We start from the raw sequence: 15,406 nt of genomic DNA on the forward strand, positions 1-15,406 counted from the left end.
ATAAGAGGAATTGAAATGTCAGAGTATCTAGTGAAAATTGACTGGACGCGTAAAGCAGATGAATTGTTTATAGATAACAAATACAGTCGATCTCATCAGTGGGAGTTTGATGGTGGTCTAAGCGTGGCGGCATCATCTTCTCCGCATATAGTGCCACTACCGTATTCGGTTGCTGAAAATGTCGATCCAGAGGAGGCATTTATCGCTTCGTTGTCGAGCTGCCATATGTTGTTCTTTTTATCTATTGCTGCAAAACATAAAATTAAAATTGATAGTTATATTGATAATGCTGTCGGCGTGATGGAAAAAGACGATGCGGGTAAAGTCGCTATGACACTGGTTACATTAAAGCCGAAGGTAACACCGTCAGAGGGGCAAGCGTTGAGCTTTGAGCAACTGGAATCTTTTCATCACCAAGCGCATGAATTGTGTTTTATTGCCAACTCAGTAAAAACTAAAATAGTCACTGACATTGTCTATTTTAGAGACACTCGGTTATAAGCAAAATTTAACCGCTTTGCCATTGTGATTTCGCACAATGGCAACAAACCACACTTTTAAGCAAAAACCAGCTCCGTTATTTTCTTTTCTGTTAAAATATATTTTTAAATCAATTAAAATCAAAGTCTTAAGCTTGTTGTTTTACAGGTTTATTTTTTAAACTATGGCTATTCAGTTGCAATACGATTTTAGACACTCTAAAAGTGAGCTAAAAAAGCGTATGAAAGATAAAACTGTGTCATTTATTAAAAAACTAAGCTATTGATTATTATTGATTTAATTTTTATGTAAAGTGACTTGTTGCTAATTGGCCACAAAAAAGAGTGGTTAAACCTTTTTATTCTTCCTTTTTAACTATCAACATCATGATTTTAAATAACTATTTAGAGTTGGCACCGAAGTTGTAATAGTTAGCTTGTATTGAACGAAATGAGATTGCCCTCGGTAGTTTATATAGCGTTCGTAAACATAAATATTGAAGGAATATAACGATGAATACATTAAATAAAACATTAGCACTTATCGCATTAGCATCATCTTCAGCAGCATTCGCTGCAACCGACTTTGACACGTTAGATGTTGATGGCAGTGGCGCAATCAGCCAAAGCGAAGCATCAGTGGATGCAGATTTAATGAGCAAATTTGCCGAATTAGATACCGACGGTAACGGTGAGCTTTCAAAAGAAGAGTTCTCGAACGCGTAACGTTAACCTTAGTGCCAGCGTTTAGCTGGCGAGCTTGAAACCAAGCATTGTAAATTTGAAGGAATATAACTATGAATACATTAAATAAAACATTAGCACTTATCGCATTAGCATCATCTTCAGCAGCATTCGCTGCAACCGACTTTGACACGTTAGATGTTGATGGCAGCGGCGCAATCAGCCAAAGCGAAGCATCAGTGGATGCAGAGCTAATAAGCTTATTCTCTGAACTAGATACCGATGGGAATGGTGAGCTTTCTGTAGAAGAGTTTGCAAAAGCTTAATTTTTATAAAGTGATTTCTTAAAGAGATTTTCGATACCAATATAATGAAAAGTAAAAATACTACTTTTTATTTATGAGGAATAAAACGATGAAACATATTAATACAACATTTGCTATTTTGGCCCTTGCAGCTTCATCAGCAGCATTTGCTGCGGTTACCTTTGAATCATTTGATACCGATGGTAATGGTGCTATTTCCAAAGAAGAGGCATCGGTAAATACACGCCTTGTAGAGATATTTGCAGACTTAGATACTGATCAAAACGGTGAGTTATCAAAAGAAGAATTCGCCAAGGCACAATAAGCTTTCCTTAGCGGAAAATAAAATGAACACTTCACTTCATATACGTAAAAAGCAGCTTAACTTAAGCTGCTTTTTTAATTGAACCGGTATATAAAGCATATTTTCTTATAAGAAAATAGCACTTACTTGGAATAGTTTTTCAACGACGTTGATATGCTTTTTATCAATTAAAAACATGATAACGTGATCACCAGAGTGAATAACCGTGTCGTCGTGCGCAATTAATACATCATCGTTACGAACGATTGCACCAATAGTAGTCCCTGCAGGAAGCTTGATATCAGCAATTGCACGCCCTACAACCTTTGATGTGTTTTCGTCGCCATGGGCAACAGCCTCAATCGCTTCTGCCGCACCTTTACGTAAAGAATACACATTTACAATGTCACCACGGCGAACATGAGTAAGCAGCGCTGAAATTGTTGCTTGTTGCGGTGAAATGGCGATATCAATTTCACCACCTTGCACTAAATCAACATACGCACCGCGCTGAATAAGCACCATGGTTTTTTGTGCACCCATGCGTTTGGCAAGCATGGCCGACATGATGTTTGCTTCATCGTCATTAGTCACCGCAATAAACACATCAACTTGTTCTATGTGCTCTTCCGATAGCAGCTCTTGATCGGATGCATCCCCACAAAACACCACGGTGTTATCGAGCATTTCAGACAGCTGCTCGGCACGCTCTTTACTGCGTTCGAGTAACTTTACACTGTGATTTTTTTCAAGTGAACGGGCAAGCCCTGCACCGATATTACCGCCACCTGCGATCATAATTTTTTTGTATGAACGCTCGAGCTTCTGTAGCTCATTCATTACTGCTCGAATGTGCTTAGTTGCAGCGAGGAAGAATACTTCATCATCTGCTTCAATAACGGTGGTGCCGAGTGGCTTTATTGCTTTACCTTGGCGATAAATGGCAGCAACACGCGTTTCAACGTTAGGAATATGCTCTTTTAAGGCTGATAGCGCATAACCAACCAATAAGCCACCGTAGTATGCTTTAACAGCCACTAACGAGAGCATGCCATCACCAAACTGCAAAACCTGTAAAGCCCCTGGGTAGTCAATCAAGCGACGAATATACTTGGTGACCAATTGCTCGGGTGCAATGTAGTGATCAACCGGTAAATCATCATTTTGAAATAATTTTTCACGGTACTTTAGGTATTGCTCTGAGCGAATACGTGCAATTTTAGTGGGCGTTTTAAATATACTGTAAGCAACTTGGCAAGCGACCATGTTCACTTCATCTGAACTGGTCACTGCTATTATCATATCGGCGTCTTCCGCACCGGCGCGGCGTAGTACGTCTGGGTGTGCACTGTGTCCTGTCACACCTTGCAGGTCGTACTTATCTTGCAACTCACGTAAACGGTTGCCATCAATATCAACAACCGTGATTTCGTTTTGTTCACCTACGAGGTTTTCAGCGAGCGTTCCGCCTACTTGTCCAGCACCGAGTATGATTATTTTCATGGTTTACTTGAGCTTCTTATGAGTGTTTTTTTACAAGTTTGGCATAATAGAAACCGTCGCTTTCACCGGGCAGCAATTGCAGACCTGGGTTTGCTGGCGTGTCGTTATCATGTAGCGGAATATGCTCAACGTCATTGTTGTTTGCTAAAAACTTAGCAACTTGTAATTGGTTTTCTTGTGGTAATACCGAGCACGTTGCATAAATTAAGGTACCACCGGGCTTAAGTAACGGCCAAATGTTATTTAGAATATCACCTTGTAATGTTGCAAGATCATTGATATCAGAGGCACGGCGCAACCATTTTATGTCAGGGTGGCGGCGGATCACGCCTGTTGCGGAGCAAGGGACATCTAATAAAATGCGGTCAAACTGTTGTTCGTCCCACCATTTGTGTGGTTGAGAAGCATCAGCACATTGTAAATCAGCACCTAGACCAATACGGACAAGGTTTTGTTTTACGCGCTCAAGGCGTGTTTCGTCGCAATCAAGAGCAAGTACGTCGGCATCAGCAAGCTCTAAAATATGACATGTTTTACCACCAGGGGCAGCACACGCATCTAAAATGTGCTCTTCAGCTTTTGGATCTAAAAAGCGTGCTGCTAATTGTGCTGCAGCATCTTGTACTGAACATGCGCCGGTGTCGAATTCGGGTAATGAGAAAACATCTCGTGGTTTATCTAGCTTAATGCCATCAGGAAAGTCAGCATTTAATGTGTGTGCGATATCATTGGCTGTAAGCATCTCGCTATATTCAGCTGTGTTATATTGCGCTTGATTAACACGTAACCACATTGGTGCTTGCTGTTGGTTGGCTTCTAACAGTGCTTGCCAAGAGTCAGGGTACGCTTCGGTAACTTGTTTGATAAACCAGTTTGGGTGGTTGTATAAACAGACCGGAATTTGTTTGGCTTTTTCTTCTAGCTCTTCTTGCTGGCGCTGAAAGCTGCGTAATATAGCGTTGATCAAACCTTTTAGACCCAGAGCTCTTAGCTGCTCTAAAGCATTTACTGTTTCACTGATAGCTGCATGAGGTGGAACACGCATATGTTGTAGTTGGTAAATGCCAACATACAGCAAAAACTGGAATATACGGCGCTTTCCCTTGAGAGGTTGTTCAACTAAATGCTGGCAATAATTCTCTAAGCTTGGCAAATAACGCAGTACACCGTAACAAATTTGCTGTAATAAGGCTTTATCTTTAGGGGGTAAACCTTGGCTTGCAAAAGGCAGCTCTTGATTTAGAGATGCGCCTTTATCTACGACGTTATATAAAGTTTCGGCGGCAAGCGCGCGTATGTTGGGAGCTTTACTCATTGTTTTCGCCTAATATTGTACCAGGAGTTACCCAGTCTGCTCGGCCGTTTAAAAAGTCAGTAATGGCCATTGGCTTTTTGCCTTGTGGTTGTACTTGCGTGATATTAAGTGCGTTAGTGCCACAGGCAATCACAATGCCGTGTTTATCGCTTTGTAAAACAGTGCCTGTAGGGCCTGTTTGTTCAACAACATTGGCTTGGTATACTTTTACAGTGTTTTCGCCCATTTGGGTAAAACACACTGGCCACGGATTGAATGAACGAATGTTACGTTCAATCTGTGCAGCGTCCATTGTCCAATCAATGTTTGCCTCTTCTTTAGAGAGCTTTTTAGCATAGTTAGCCAGTTCATCATCTTGTACTTGTGGTGTAATTTCACCATTAGCCAATTGAGTGATGGTGTTGATAAGTGCGCTTGGGCCTAAATCAGCAAGCTTATTGTATAGGCTGGCACTGGTCTCAGTCGCATCAATAGGGCAACGGCTAATATGCAGCATGTCGCCGGTATCTAGGCCTTCATCCATTTGCATAATAGTGACGCCAGTCTCAGTATCCCCGGCCCAAATAGCACGCTGTATTGGTGCAGCACCGCGCCAGCGTGGCAAAATTGAACCATGTACGTTTAAGCAGCCTAAGCGAGGTGCATCTAAAATAGCTTTAGGTAACAGCAGTCCATATGCAACAACAATCATAATGTCGGCATTAAGGTTGTTTAGTTCAGTGAGTGCGTCGTCACTTTTTAATGAGGCCGGTTGAAAAACAGGTAATTCATGCGCCAGCGCAAGTTCTTTTACTTCACTGGCTTTGAGTTTTTTTCCGCGACCAGCAGGGCGATCAGGTTGGCTGTATACGCCAACAATTTGATGCTCTGAATCGATAAGAGCTTGTAAATGGCGCGCAGCAAAATCGGGCGTACCGGCAAAAATAATGCGTAATGGTTGTGTCACTGAACTTCCTAATTAATTCTAAGGTACTTATTGCGCTGCAAGCTTGGCTTCTTTTTCAAGTTTTTTACGAATACGTTGACGCTTTAACGGGGATAAGTAATCAATGAATAACTTACCAATTAAGTGATCAAGCTCGTGTTGGATGCAAATAGCTAAAAGTTCATCAGCATCTAAAGTGAACTCTTCACCTTTCTCATTAAGGGCTTTTACAGATACTGTTTCTGCGCGATCAACTTTTGCGTAAGAATACGGTACAGATAAACAACCTTCTTCACTGACTGTTTCACCCGCTTGGGTTATAATCGTTGGGTTGATCAACACCAAGGGTTCATTGCGTTCTTCTGATACATCAATGACGACAATGCGTTGATGAATGTCAACTTGGGTTGCGGCTAATCCAATGCCGTTCTCGTCGTACATAGTCTCTAGCATGTCTTTTACAATTTGACGAATTTGGTCGTCAACATGCGTTACTTCTTTTGCAATTGTACGTAAACGTTCATCTGGAAATCTTAAAACTTCTAACCTAGCCATAGTAACCTTTTTCACTTGTGCTTAATTTAGGGTATTGTATGCTCTTATTTTAGCCATTCGCGTTCACCTTTAACAGGTTTTGGTTGATAATAATGAAAAAACACCACAAGGAAGCTCAATGAAATACCCATTATTCGCAGCAGTGTTGGCACTAAGTACTGCATTTCCATCGGTAGCCGATGTATTAAATATAAAAAAAGATGCGCCAAAACAGTATGTTGTAAAAAAAGGTGATACGCTTTGGGATATTTCAGCTATCTATCTAAATAAGCCGTGGTTGTGGCCTGAGCTTTGGCAAATGAATCCGCAAATTGATAACCCACACCTTATTTATCCCGGCGATGCCCTTTCTTTGATTTATGATGAGCACGGAAATCCACGCTTAGTGATTAATTCAGGTTATAAAAAATTGTCCCCACATGGACGAATTACACCAAAAGGTCGTAATGCAATCCCAACTTTGCCACTTGAGCTATTACGCCCTTATTTGACTTATGAGCAAGCGCTAAGTAGAAAAGAGATAGCGGAAAAACCTTATATTTTAGGTGCTAATGTAAACACTAAAATGAACACCGAAGGTCATATTGTGTATGTTAAAGGCGAGCTTAAATTGCATGAAGCTTATGCGATTTATCGTAAAGGCAAAGCGTATATTGATCCTGAGACGAATAAAGCACTGGCATATAAATCACAATTAGTGGGTATAGGGCGCGTATTCAGAGAAGGTGATTTATCACAAGGAGTGCCTTCCTCTGTTAAAGTGACTGAGGCTAAACAGGAGATCAGAGCCACTGATTTCTTAATGCCAGCAATGCAAGGGCAGACATTGCCTGCTTATTTTAAAATGCAGCGCCCAGATGAGCCGATTACAGGTAACATTATTGCAGCAACAAGTAGATTAAGAGAATTCAGCACAATGGATATTGTAGTGCTAAACTTAGGTTTAGAGCAGAATATTAAAGCAGGCCATATTTTAGATATTGAACGTCAATCACCTACAGTGTTTGATGGACGTAATGGCCCTCGCTATGAAGAAGATTCTAATAGCCTTGAAAAATTCATGAAAAAGAGCGATGAATTTTTTGGGGTTGAGCCAGATAAAAACTCTACAGTGTGGCATATGCCAAAAGAAAAAGTTGGCGAGCTAATGGTATTTAAAGTACATGAAAAAGTTAGCTACGCTTTAATCGTAAAAAACCAGCACCCAATCCGCATCGGTGATTTTGCAGTTATAAATTAAATCAGGTTTGAGTGCTCTAAGGAGAGAGCATGGAAAATTCTTCAGGCAAGCTTGCACACTGGCTTGCCTTTTATTTATGTAAAGGCTTGGGTGTTAAAACTTTACTGGCTCTAGCGCAAAACCAGCCATTAGAGTGTTTATTTGAACTTAACCACGAGCAGTTAGTAGAGTGCGGCCTTAGTTCACAAATCGCTAGCAACTTACTTGCTACTGATTGGCGGCAAGTCGATTACTATCAGACATTAATTGCTCAGTCAGATATAACTGCAATTAATTATTTTGATTCCCCCTTATATCCCCCGTTATTAAAAGAAGTGGCTAGTGCACCCTTGTTATTATTTTGCCGCGGTAATTTAGAACTACTGAATAGTCCACAAATAGCGATTGTTGGCAGTCGTCATGCTACACCATCAGGGCTAGAAATAGCGGCTGAGTTTGCGCATCAGCTTACTCTTGCAGGGTTAACTGTTACCTCAGGAATGGCACTTGGCATTGATGGTGCAGCCCACAAAGGAGCGCTTGCGGGCAACGGTAAAACGATTGCAGTACTTGGCACAGGAGTTGATGTGTATTATCCCAAACGGCATAAGCTGCTTACAGATAAAGTATGTGAACATGGCTTATTAGTGAGTGAGTTTTTACCTGGCACAGCCGCTAATGGTAATAATTTTCCGCGCCGAAATCGCATAATATCGGGTTTATCACTCGGTGTATTAATTGTCGAGGCGCAAATTAAAAGCGGCTCACTCATTACAGTACGCTATGCACTGGAACAAAATAAAGAAGTGTTTGCTGTGCCAGGTTCAATTAAAAACCCGCTATCAGAAGCAAGTCACTTTTTAATAAAGCAAGGGGCAAAATTAGTCGAAAATGTCAGTGATATTTTAGATGAAGTAAGCTTTTCCTGTCAAAACAGTCTATATAATATAGAGAAAGCGCCGACTAACGAACCCACATGCGAAGTACTTTGTAGTGTAGGTTTTGAAGTGACTGCAGTCGATGTAATTGTTCAGCGTAGCCAATGGCCGATAGATAAAGTACAAGCACGTTTACTTGATCTTGAGCTTGAAGACCGGGTCGAGCGGGTATTAGATGGCTATATCCGAGTTCGCTAGATTATAGATACTTATATAAGGGAAGTAACATGTTCGATATCCTCATGTACCTCTTTGAAAATTATATTCATAGTGAAGCTGAAATTTATGCTGAGCATAATGAACTCACAGATGAGTTATTACGTGCGGGCTTCAATAAGCCCGAAATATACAAAGCATTGAATTGGCTAGAGCAATTAGCTGAACTACAGCACAGTGATGAAATTCCTTATCTCAATGCTTATCCACAACATGCGGTACGTATTTTTACAGAGAGTGAATGTGAGATGCTTTGTGTTGAGTGCCGTGGTTTTTTAATGTTTATAGAGCAGATTGGGATTATAAATAGTGCGGTTCGTGAAATGGTCGTGGATCGCTTACGTGCTTTAGATAAACCTTTTATAACGATTGATGATTTAAAATGGGTAATACTAATGGTGCTATTTAATGTGCCTGGTTCCGAGTTTGCTTATTCTCAAATGGAAAAAATTATTTTTAATGAGCCCGCTGAGGTTTTACATTAAACATCGACTTTTTCAATACGTGTGCTTTTAGAGGATTTAGGTGGGTATGCTTGTATCTTAAATTAGTTTGGGTATATTAGGCGAAAATTAACCAACCGCTTTGGAAACACATGAGCAAAATTGATCATTCACTTTTCTCTGCAAACCAACACGCCTTAGAAAAAGAGTACGAAGTGTGCCCTCAATGTGGTTCTGAGTTAGTTATTCGTAATAGCAAGTCAGGTCCTTTTCTTGGCTGTGCAAGTTACCCTAAATGTGACTTTATTCGCTCTTTAGTACAGCATGATACTCAGCAAATCAAGGTTCTAGAAGATAGCCCTTGCCCTGAATGTGCAAACCCGCTGGTGGTTAAAAATGGTCGCTATGGCATGTTTATTGGTTGTACAGGCTACCCTGAATGTCATTATATTGCCCATGACGAGCCTAAAGAAAATGAAGACGTATTACCTGCATGTCCTAAATGTACTAAAGGGCAGCTAGTTGCACGTAGTAATAAATTTGGAAAAATCTTTTACTCATGTAACAGCTACCCAAGTTGTAAGTACACTTTAAATCACAAACCTATTGAACACACTTGCCCACAATGCCAGTGGCCAGTGATGACACAAAAGAAGATGGCGAACAGTGATGTGTTACAATGCCCCCAGAAAAATTGCTCGCATAAATTGACGGTGAGCGACTAATTAGCAGCTTTAACTTTTTGTATGTGGAGAATTCCTGTGGCCGATTCAACCTCTGTGCCTAAAACCGCCCTTACTGCTTTGCAGCAAGGGGGTGTTATTGTTTATCCAACTGAAGCAGTATATGGGTTAGGTTGCGACCCAGACGACCAACACGCCGTTGAAAAATTATTAGCGATCAAGCAACGCCCAGTCGAAAAGGGCTTAATTTTAATTGCTGATAATTATGGTCAGTTACTAAAATATGTTGATGACGCAAAAATTCCTATGGATAAACGCGCTGATATTTTTTCTAGTTGGCCTGGGGCGATTACGTGGGTAATGCCTGCAGCTAAAAATACACCAAAATGGTTAACAGGGCAGTTTGATACCATTGCGGTACGTGTAACAAATCACCCAACGGTTAAGCGTTTATGCCAAGAACTTGGTAAGCCTTTAGTGTCGACAAGTGCTAATTTATCAGGGCAAGATACAGTAACCAGTATTGAAATGGCGAAGAGTGAATTTGATCAACAGGTTGCGTTTTATGTTGATGAGCCATTAGGTGGCCGAACTCAGCCAAGCACTATTAAAGATGTAATGACCGGTAAAATATTTAGAGGATGAACATGCACAGTAATCTGCTTGAACAAGTAAAAACGTATTTAATAGCTTTGCAAGACACTATTTGCGAAGGCTTAGAGCGCGCTGATACTAACGCTAAGTTTGTTGAAGATAGCTGGCAACGTGCAGAGGGGGGCGGAGGGCGAACGCGCGTCATTCGTGATGGAAATATCATAGAACAAGGCGGCGTTAACTACTCTCATGTGTTTGGTGCATCGATGCCTGCATCTGCTACCGCACATAGGCCAGAACTCGCTGGACGTAGTTTTCATGCTTGTGGGGTGTCGTTAGTTATTCACCCTAAAAACCCGCATATACCAACTAGCCATGCAAACGTGCGATTTTTTATTGCAGAAAAAGAAGGCGAAGAACCTATTTGGTGGTTTGGTGGCGGGTTCGATTTAACACCTTTTTATCCTGTATTTGATGATGTTAAGCATTGGCACCAAGTGGCGCATGATCTGTGCGCTCCTTTTGGCGATGACGTGTATCCTCGCTATAAAAAGTGGTGCGATGAATATTTTTATATCAAGCACCGTAATGAAACTCGTGGTGTGGGTGGCTTGTTTTTTGATGACTTGAATGAGCATGGCTTTGAGCAAAGCTTTGCTTTTATGCAAGCTGTTGGTAATGGCTTTCTCGATGCTTATGTGCCGATTATAGAACGTCGTAAAAGCGACGAGTACACACAGCAACAACGTGACTTCCAGCTTTATCGCCGAGGTCGTTATGTTGAGTTTAATTTAGTGTGGGATCGCGGTACGTTGTTTGGTTTGCAAACAGGTGGCCGTACAGAATCTATTTTAATGTCTATGCCGCCACTTGCGCGCTGGGAATATAATTATACGCCAGGGGCAGAAAGTCCTGAAGCGCAGCTTTACCAGTTCTACTTGAGGCCACAAGCATGGCTAAGTAGTGAACCGGAGCAATTAGTTGCCCGAGACTGGCAATTATAATACCGAGTTGGCGCTAATTGATTTAGCGCCGCACCTTAATTTAATTTAAAACGTCTGACCTGCTCATCCAACGAGCGAGCTAGCGATAATAGTTCTTCACTTATTTTTTGATTGTCGTTGGCATCGACTAATGAGCGCTCCGCATTATCACTGATTGCCACAACACTTTGATTAATTTCTTCAGCAGCTAAGCTTTGCTGTTCTGTTGCATCAGCAATTTGTACATTTAGCTGATTAATTTCGCTCATCTGAGAGGAAATATCTTTTAAAGCCTGTGCAACTTTTTTAACTTGTAGCGCTCTATCATCAGCTTCTTCACACGAGTTACTCATCATAGTGACGGTTTGCGAGGCTTCTGATTGTAGCTTATCTATTGTGCGTTTAATCTCGTCTGTTGAATCATGAGTACGTGTTGCTAAAGTGCGAACTTCATCGGCGACAACAGCAAAGCCTCGACCAGCTTCTCCCGCTCTTGCTGCTTCTATTGCAGCATTTAACGCGAGTAAATTAGTTTGTTCAGCAATGCTACTGATCACTTCAAGTACTTTTCCCACTTCTAAGGTTTGAGCTTGTAGCTGACTTACTTGCTGGGCTGCGCTACGAACATCGTCAGCGAGTTGATTTATGCTTACCTGCGTATGCTCAGCAACGCGTAAGCTCTGTTGTGCAAGCACATTACTACTCTCCGATTTTTCTGAAGCAAAGTGAGTGGTATTTTTAACTTCGTTAGATGAGCTTTCCAGTTCATTAATTGCAGCCGCAACAGAGTCTGTTCCTTGTTTTTGGCTTAATATTGATTGTTCAGTCGCATCGACAGAGGCATAAATGGCTTCGGCAGAATGAATCAACACTTTTGATGAATGTGACACTTGCGCAATATTTTCTTTAAAGGCACTTATCATCTGATTAAAGCTATTTGCTAAGGAGCTTAACTCATCGTTATTGTTATCCTCAATTTTGAGGCTTAAATCATTATTGCTAGTGGCTAGGTGCATCATGCGATCAATGTTATTGAGGCGTTTAATGAATATTCTTCTAAAGAGTAAACCCAATAATAAAAAAGCAGTTACAAAAAGCGTAGATAGCAGGGCTGTATTGATAAGTGTATTTCGCGTTACTTTTGTTTCAATATCTGCGAGTGAATAACTAATTTTTACAACCCCTAATACATCACCTTCTTGCGCCTGATGGCAACCAAGGCAATTCGTTCCTTTATGATCACTGCTTGCAAGCATCGGCTTTAAATAGGTCATATAACGCGTACTTTGCTGTTGTTCAATGAAAAGGTCTTCTTTTCCATTAAGTGCTGCAATCTCTGCGTCGTTACTTGGAGCTTGGTTTGCAGCGCCTGGGCCATAAAGTTTGTTTACAATGGGGCTACGGATTATATGGGCATCTTCAATATTTGGATGATTACGTAATTTGCTGCTTAGTATTTCTCGATTCGCCATTGTGCCAGTGAGCATCATGGTATTGATGGAATCAAAGTAATTATCAGCAAGTAGCTTAATGTTGCTGGCAATTGTTTCCTGGGCAAGGGTATGTTGCTGATTTGAACTACTGAAAATACTTGCAAAAAGTACTAGCACGCCGGTGATTGCCAGTAATGCATAAATTTTATGTTGGATGGATTTCACGCGCATAATACTCTTCTAAACAAGATAGCGTTATTATCTGTATTTAGAAGAGTACGACATTGATATAGCGCAAACTTAAAAGATTAAAATCGCTTTAGTGCTGGTTGATCATGTGACTGGCAAGCTGCGCCAATGATTTTCGTAACCCTTCTCGTAATAAAGGATTATCAATTTCAGCATCTAACGCTTTATCCATACAATACATCCATTGATCGCGTAAATCTTGATCGATAGGAAAAGGCATATGGCGTTTACGCAGCATAGGGTGACCATGTTTTTCTACAAACAAATCAGGGCCGCCTAACCAACCGGATAAAAACTCAAAAAATACTTGGCGAATACGATCTAATGGTTGAGGATGCATATCATATAACGGTTTAGCGTAATCATCGGTGGCCATAATGTCGTAGAATCTATTTGCAAGTGCAAATGCGCCAGCTTCTCCCCCCATCATTTGGTAAGGCGTTTTTTCGGGAGTAGGTGCTTGCTGTGGCTCAGGTTGTTTCGATTTAGAAAAGAGTCGTTTAATCATAGTTTTTATCATCGTTAATTAGCAGTAAGTTACTCTGTAATATTACTAAACAAAGAGGTTGCTCGAATATGGACAAATATGCAGTTTTTGGAAATCCCATTAAACACTCAAAATCCCCTGCGATACATAAGCAATTTGCAACCTCATTGGGCGAGAAAATCGATTATCGGGCAATACTAGCACCAATAGATGGCTTTAAAATAGCGGTTGCTGATTTTTTTGCTGCTGGTGGTAATGGTGCCAACGTAACTATGCCATTTAAAGAGCAAGCATATGAATTAGTTGATGAGCGAACTGAGCTTGCCACCATTGTCGGTGCTGTGAATACAATAAAGCTGCTAGATGATGGCCGCTTATTAGGTGATAACACCGATGGTGTTGGCTTTGTTAATGACTTGCTCGCAAATAAAGTTTCTATTAAAGGTAAACGTATTTTACTGATTGGTGCTGGTGGTGCGGCGCGAGGGGTTGTATTGCCATTACTGGCACAGCAGCCGAGTGAAATCATCATCGTCAATCGCACCGCGGCAAAAGCCAAAGCATTAGCACAGCTGTTTGCTCAATATGGCGCAGTGACAGGCTATGGATTTGATGATTTACCTGAAGGTGATTACTCACTAATTGTAAACTCTACATCTAGTAGTATGTTGGGTGAGTTGCCAGCACTCGACAAAAAGCACCTTAATAATTGTAAATGTGTATATGATATGTTTTATTCACTACAAAGCACTCTGTTTATGCAATGGGCACAGGATTACAAAGCCGATATTAGCGTACTAGATGGTAGCGGTATGCTCGTTGGGCAAGCAGCACAAGCTTACTTTGTTTGGCGTGATAAAATGCCAGCAATACTCCCTATTGTGCGATCATTAAAAGCTGGAGAATTGATATGAATCAAGCAATTCAATTTATAGATCGATTTGAATTTAATGTGCAAAGCCAGCAGTTAACGTTTTTTGCCCAAGTAAGTGGCTTAATGGTTAAATGTGTTATTGATACGCAAAGTCTAGCATTGGCAGATCAGCAAGCGGCTAAGGCGCACTTTGAAGCTGTACGTTTTGACTATGAAGATATTGCCGAGCAACTAATCGAAGATGAAGAGTATAACTCGGCGGGAGAGATTGTTGTTGCAGTGCTGAATTAACCTTCAGCTAGGTACTCATCTTTGAGCTCAACATAATTGATGGCTGACACTTTTAAAAAGCTCAGCTCTTGCTCTGTTAAAGGGCGGGCTTGTTTTACTGGGCTGCCAACATAGAGGAAACCAGACTCTAAACGTTTGTTTGGTGGGACTAATGAACCGCCTCCAATAATCACATCGTCTTCAACTATCGCGTTATCCATTACAATAGCGCCCATACCGACTAAAATACGATTACCTAACCGACACCCGTGCAGCATTACTTTATGGCCAACAGTAACATCGTCACCAATGATAAGCGGATAACCATCAGGGTTACTTTTACTTGGACGAGTAAGGTGTAGCACACTGCCATCTTGTACATTAGTACGTTCACCAATACATATATAGTTAACGTCTCCACGTGCTGCGACTAATGGCCATACACTACTATCTTTACCTAGCGTTATATTACCAACTAAAACAGCGGACTCATCAATATAAACAGATTGATTAAAAGTAGGGGTTATTCCCTTATAGGAACGGATAGTCATAAAAACACCTAATAAAATGAAAGTGATTGAATCTGATGATAGCAGCAGAGCTAATAAAATGGCCAGTATGGATCTATGTTGCTCACTAAACTAGCACTTTCAAGGTGTTTAGCTCGTAAACCGAACGAACAGTACTTTATTTCAAGTTTTCTTCAAATAACGCTTGCGTAAAATCAGCCGCGCCCTATAATGCGACCCCACTGAGACGGCAGACAGCAACGCTTAGCGAGGCAAGAGTTAATCAGTGAGTCGAGTAAAACTTGAGTTTGAATTTTTATAAAGTTTAAATTTAAGTGTTGACAAAAAAATAGGAAAGCGTAACATGCGCAGCCCTAGCGAGATAAAGCAAAGCGCTTTAATCGCAACGTTCTTTAACAATATAAAGCAATCATCTGT

General features: G+C 40.9%; 19 protein-coding genes. 12 read left to right on the top strand and 7 right to left on the bottom strand.

The genetic code is table 11. From position 1 onward, the window contains the following. Positions 1-15 precede the first annotated feature (15 nt). The 4 genes from HJP15_RS19410 to HJP15_RS19425 all read left to right on the top strand — a co-directional run bounded on the left by HJP15_RS19410 (position 16) and on the right by HJP15_RS19425 (position 1,793). Positions 16-501: an OsmC family protein gene (locus tag HJP15_RS19410; protein ID WP_064435989.1), complete on the top strand. Its 486-nt coding sequence runs from the start codon at positions 16-18 to the stop codon at positions 499-501. 491 nt (positions 502-992) lie between these two features. Further along, on the top strand, positions 993-1,205 hold the full coding sequence (locus HJP15_RS19415) for an EF-hand domain-containing protein (RefSeq protein ID WP_054206569.1): 213 nt from the start codon (positions 993-995) through the stop codon (positions 1,203-1,205). 71 nt (positions 1,206-1,276) lie between these two features. After that, positions 1,277-1,489 (top strand): EF-hand domain-containing protein, encoded by a 213-nt coding sequence (locus HJP15_RS19420; protein WP_170174403.1) that lies wholly within the window; start codon positions 1,277-1,279, stop codon positions 1,487-1,489. A gap of 88 nt (positions 1,490-1,577) precedes the next feature. Then, positions 1,578-1,793, top strand: coding sequence for an EF-hand domain-containing protein (locus HJP15_RS19425; protein WP_054206567.1), 216 nt, complete (start codon positions 1,578-1,580; stop codon positions 1,791-1,793). A 105-nt stretch (positions 1,794-1,898) separates the two neighbouring features. On the opposite strand, the gene trkA is transcribed toward HJP15_RS19425, so the two are convergent. The 4 genes from trkA to def are packed head-to-tail and all read right to left on the bottom strand — an operon-like array spanning position 1,899 to position 6,070. Continuing rightward, positions 1,899-3,275, bottom strand: a complete 1,377-nt coding sequence (trkA, locus tag HJP15_RS19430) for a Trk system potassium transporter TrkA (protein WP_054206566.1) — start codon at positions 3,273-3,275, stop codon at positions 1,899-1,901. Between the two features lie 16 nt (positions 3,276-3,291). Then, positions 3,292-4,590: a 16S rRNA (cytosine(967)-C(5))-methyltransferase RsmB gene (gene rsmB, locus HJP15_RS19435; protein WP_064435991.1), complete on the bottom strand. Its 1,299-nt coding sequence runs from the start codon at positions 4,588-4,590 to the stop codon at positions 3,292-3,294. Further along, positions 4,583-5,536, bottom strand: a complete 954-nt coding sequence (gene fmt / locus HJP15_RS19440) for a methionyl-tRNA formyltransferase (protein ID WP_170174404.1) — start codon at positions 5,534-5,536, stop codon at positions 4,583-4,585. The genes rsmB and fmt overlap by 8 nt, the downstream gene beginning before the upstream one ends. A 27-nt stretch (positions 5,537-5,563) precedes the next feature. Further along, on the bottom strand, positions 5,564-6,070 hold the full coding sequence (def, locus tag HJP15_RS19445; RefSeq protein ID WP_054455816.1) for a peptide deformylase: 507 nt from the start codon (positions 6,068-6,070) through the stop codon (positions 5,564-5,566). 118 nt (positions 6,071-6,188) lie between these two features. Between def and HJP15_RS19450 the strand changes: the two genes are divergently transcribed. The 6 genes from HJP15_RS19450 to hemF all read left to right on the top strand — a co-directional run bounded on the left by HJP15_RS19450 (position 6,189) and on the right by hemF (position 11,167). Further along, on the top strand, positions 6,189-7,310 hold the full coding sequence (locus HJP15_RS19450) for a LysM peptidoglycan-binding domain-containing protein (RefSeq protein ID WP_054206562.1): 1,122 nt from the start codon (positions 6,189-6,191) through the stop codon (positions 7,308-7,310). 29 nt (positions 7,311-7,339) lie between these two features. Continuing rightward, on the top strand, positions 7,340-8,425 hold the full coding sequence (gene dprA / locus HJP15_RS19455; RefSeq protein WP_054206561.1) for a DNA-processing protein DprA: 1,086 nt from the start codon (positions 7,340-7,342) through the stop codon (positions 8,423-8,425). A gap of 29 nt (positions 8,426-8,454) precedes the next feature. Continuing rightward, positions 8,455-8,928 carry a DUF494 family protein gene (locus tag HJP15_RS19460; RefSeq protein ID WP_170174405.1) on the top strand — a complete coding sequence of 158 codons (474 nt, stop codon included), beginning with the start codon at positions 8,455-8,457 and terminating at the stop codon, positions 8,926-8,928. A gap of 110 nt (positions 8,929-9,038) precedes the next feature. Beyond that, positions 9,039-9,611, top strand: coding sequence for a DNA topoisomerase family protein (locus HJP15_RS19465; RefSeq protein ID WP_054206559.1), 573 nt, complete (start codon positions 9,039-9,041; stop codon positions 9,609-9,611). A gap of 21 nt (positions 9,612-9,632) precedes the next feature. Beyond that, a complete protein-coding gene (tsaC, locus tag HJP15_RS19470; protein WP_054206558.1) occupies positions 9,633-10,214 on the top strand; it encodes an L-threonylcarbamoyladenylate synthase type 1 TsaC in 582 nt (193 codons plus the stop codon). 2 nt (positions 10,215-10,216) lie between these two features. Next, positions 10,217-11,167 carry an oxygen-dependent coproporphyrinogen oxidase gene (hemF, locus tag HJP15_RS19475; protein ID WP_064435994.1) on the top strand — a complete coding sequence of 317 codons (951 nt, stop codon included), beginning with the start codon at positions 10,217-10,219 and terminating at the stop codon, positions 11,165-11,167. Between the two features lie 35 nt (positions 11,168-11,202). Here hemF and HJP15_RS19480 read toward each other — a convergent pair whose 3' ends face one another. Both HJP15_RS19480 and HJP15_RS19485 read right to left on the bottom strand, forming a co-directional pair. Continuing rightward, complete coding sequence (locus HJP15_RS19480; RefSeq protein WP_054206556.1) at positions 11,203-12,810, bottom strand: methyl-accepting chemotaxis protein; 1,608 nt, start codon at positions 12,808-12,810, stop codon at positions 11,203-11,205. Between the two features lie 88 nt (positions 12,811-12,898). Then, complete coding sequence (locus HJP15_RS19485; protein ID WP_054206555.1) at positions 12,899-13,336, bottom strand: group II truncated hemoglobin; 438 nt, start codon at positions 13,334-13,336, stop codon at positions 12,899-12,901. Between the two features lie 68 nt (positions 13,337-13,404). On the opposite strand from HJP15_RS19485, the gene aroE reads away from it, so the two are divergent. Further along, the gene (aroE, locus tag HJP15_RS19490; protein ID WP_170174406.1) at positions 13,405-14,229 is read left to right on the top strand and encodes a shikimate dehydrogenase; all 825 of its coding nucleotides are present in this window, start codon (positions 13,405-13,407) and stop codon (positions 14,227-14,229) included. Next, positions 14,226-14,480: a DUF1488 family protein gene (locus tag HJP15_RS19495; protein ID WP_054206553.1), complete on the top strand. Its 255-nt coding sequence runs from the start codon at positions 14,226-14,228 to the stop codon at positions 14,478-14,480. Before aroE ends, HJP15_RS19495 begins: the two co-directional genes overlap by 4 nt. Here the strand turns inward: HJP15_RS19495 and HJP15_RS19500 are convergent. Then, the gene (locus HJP15_RS19500; RefSeq protein WP_054206552.1) at positions 14,477-15,010 is read right to left on the bottom strand and encodes a gamma carbonic anhydrase family protein; all 534 of its coding nucleotides are present in this window, start codon (positions 15,008-15,010) and stop codon (positions 14,477-14,479) included. The genes HJP15_RS19495 and HJP15_RS19500 overlap by 4 nt on opposite strands. Positions 15,011-15,406 lie beyond the last annotated feature (396 nt).

This window comes from Pseudoalteromonas sp. NEC-BIFX-2020_002 (assembly GCF_013002825.1).
Taxonomy (GTDB): domain Bacteria; phylum Pseudomonadota; class Gammaproteobacteria; order Enterobacterales; family Alteromonadaceae; genus Pseudoalteromonas; species Pseudoalteromonas neustonica.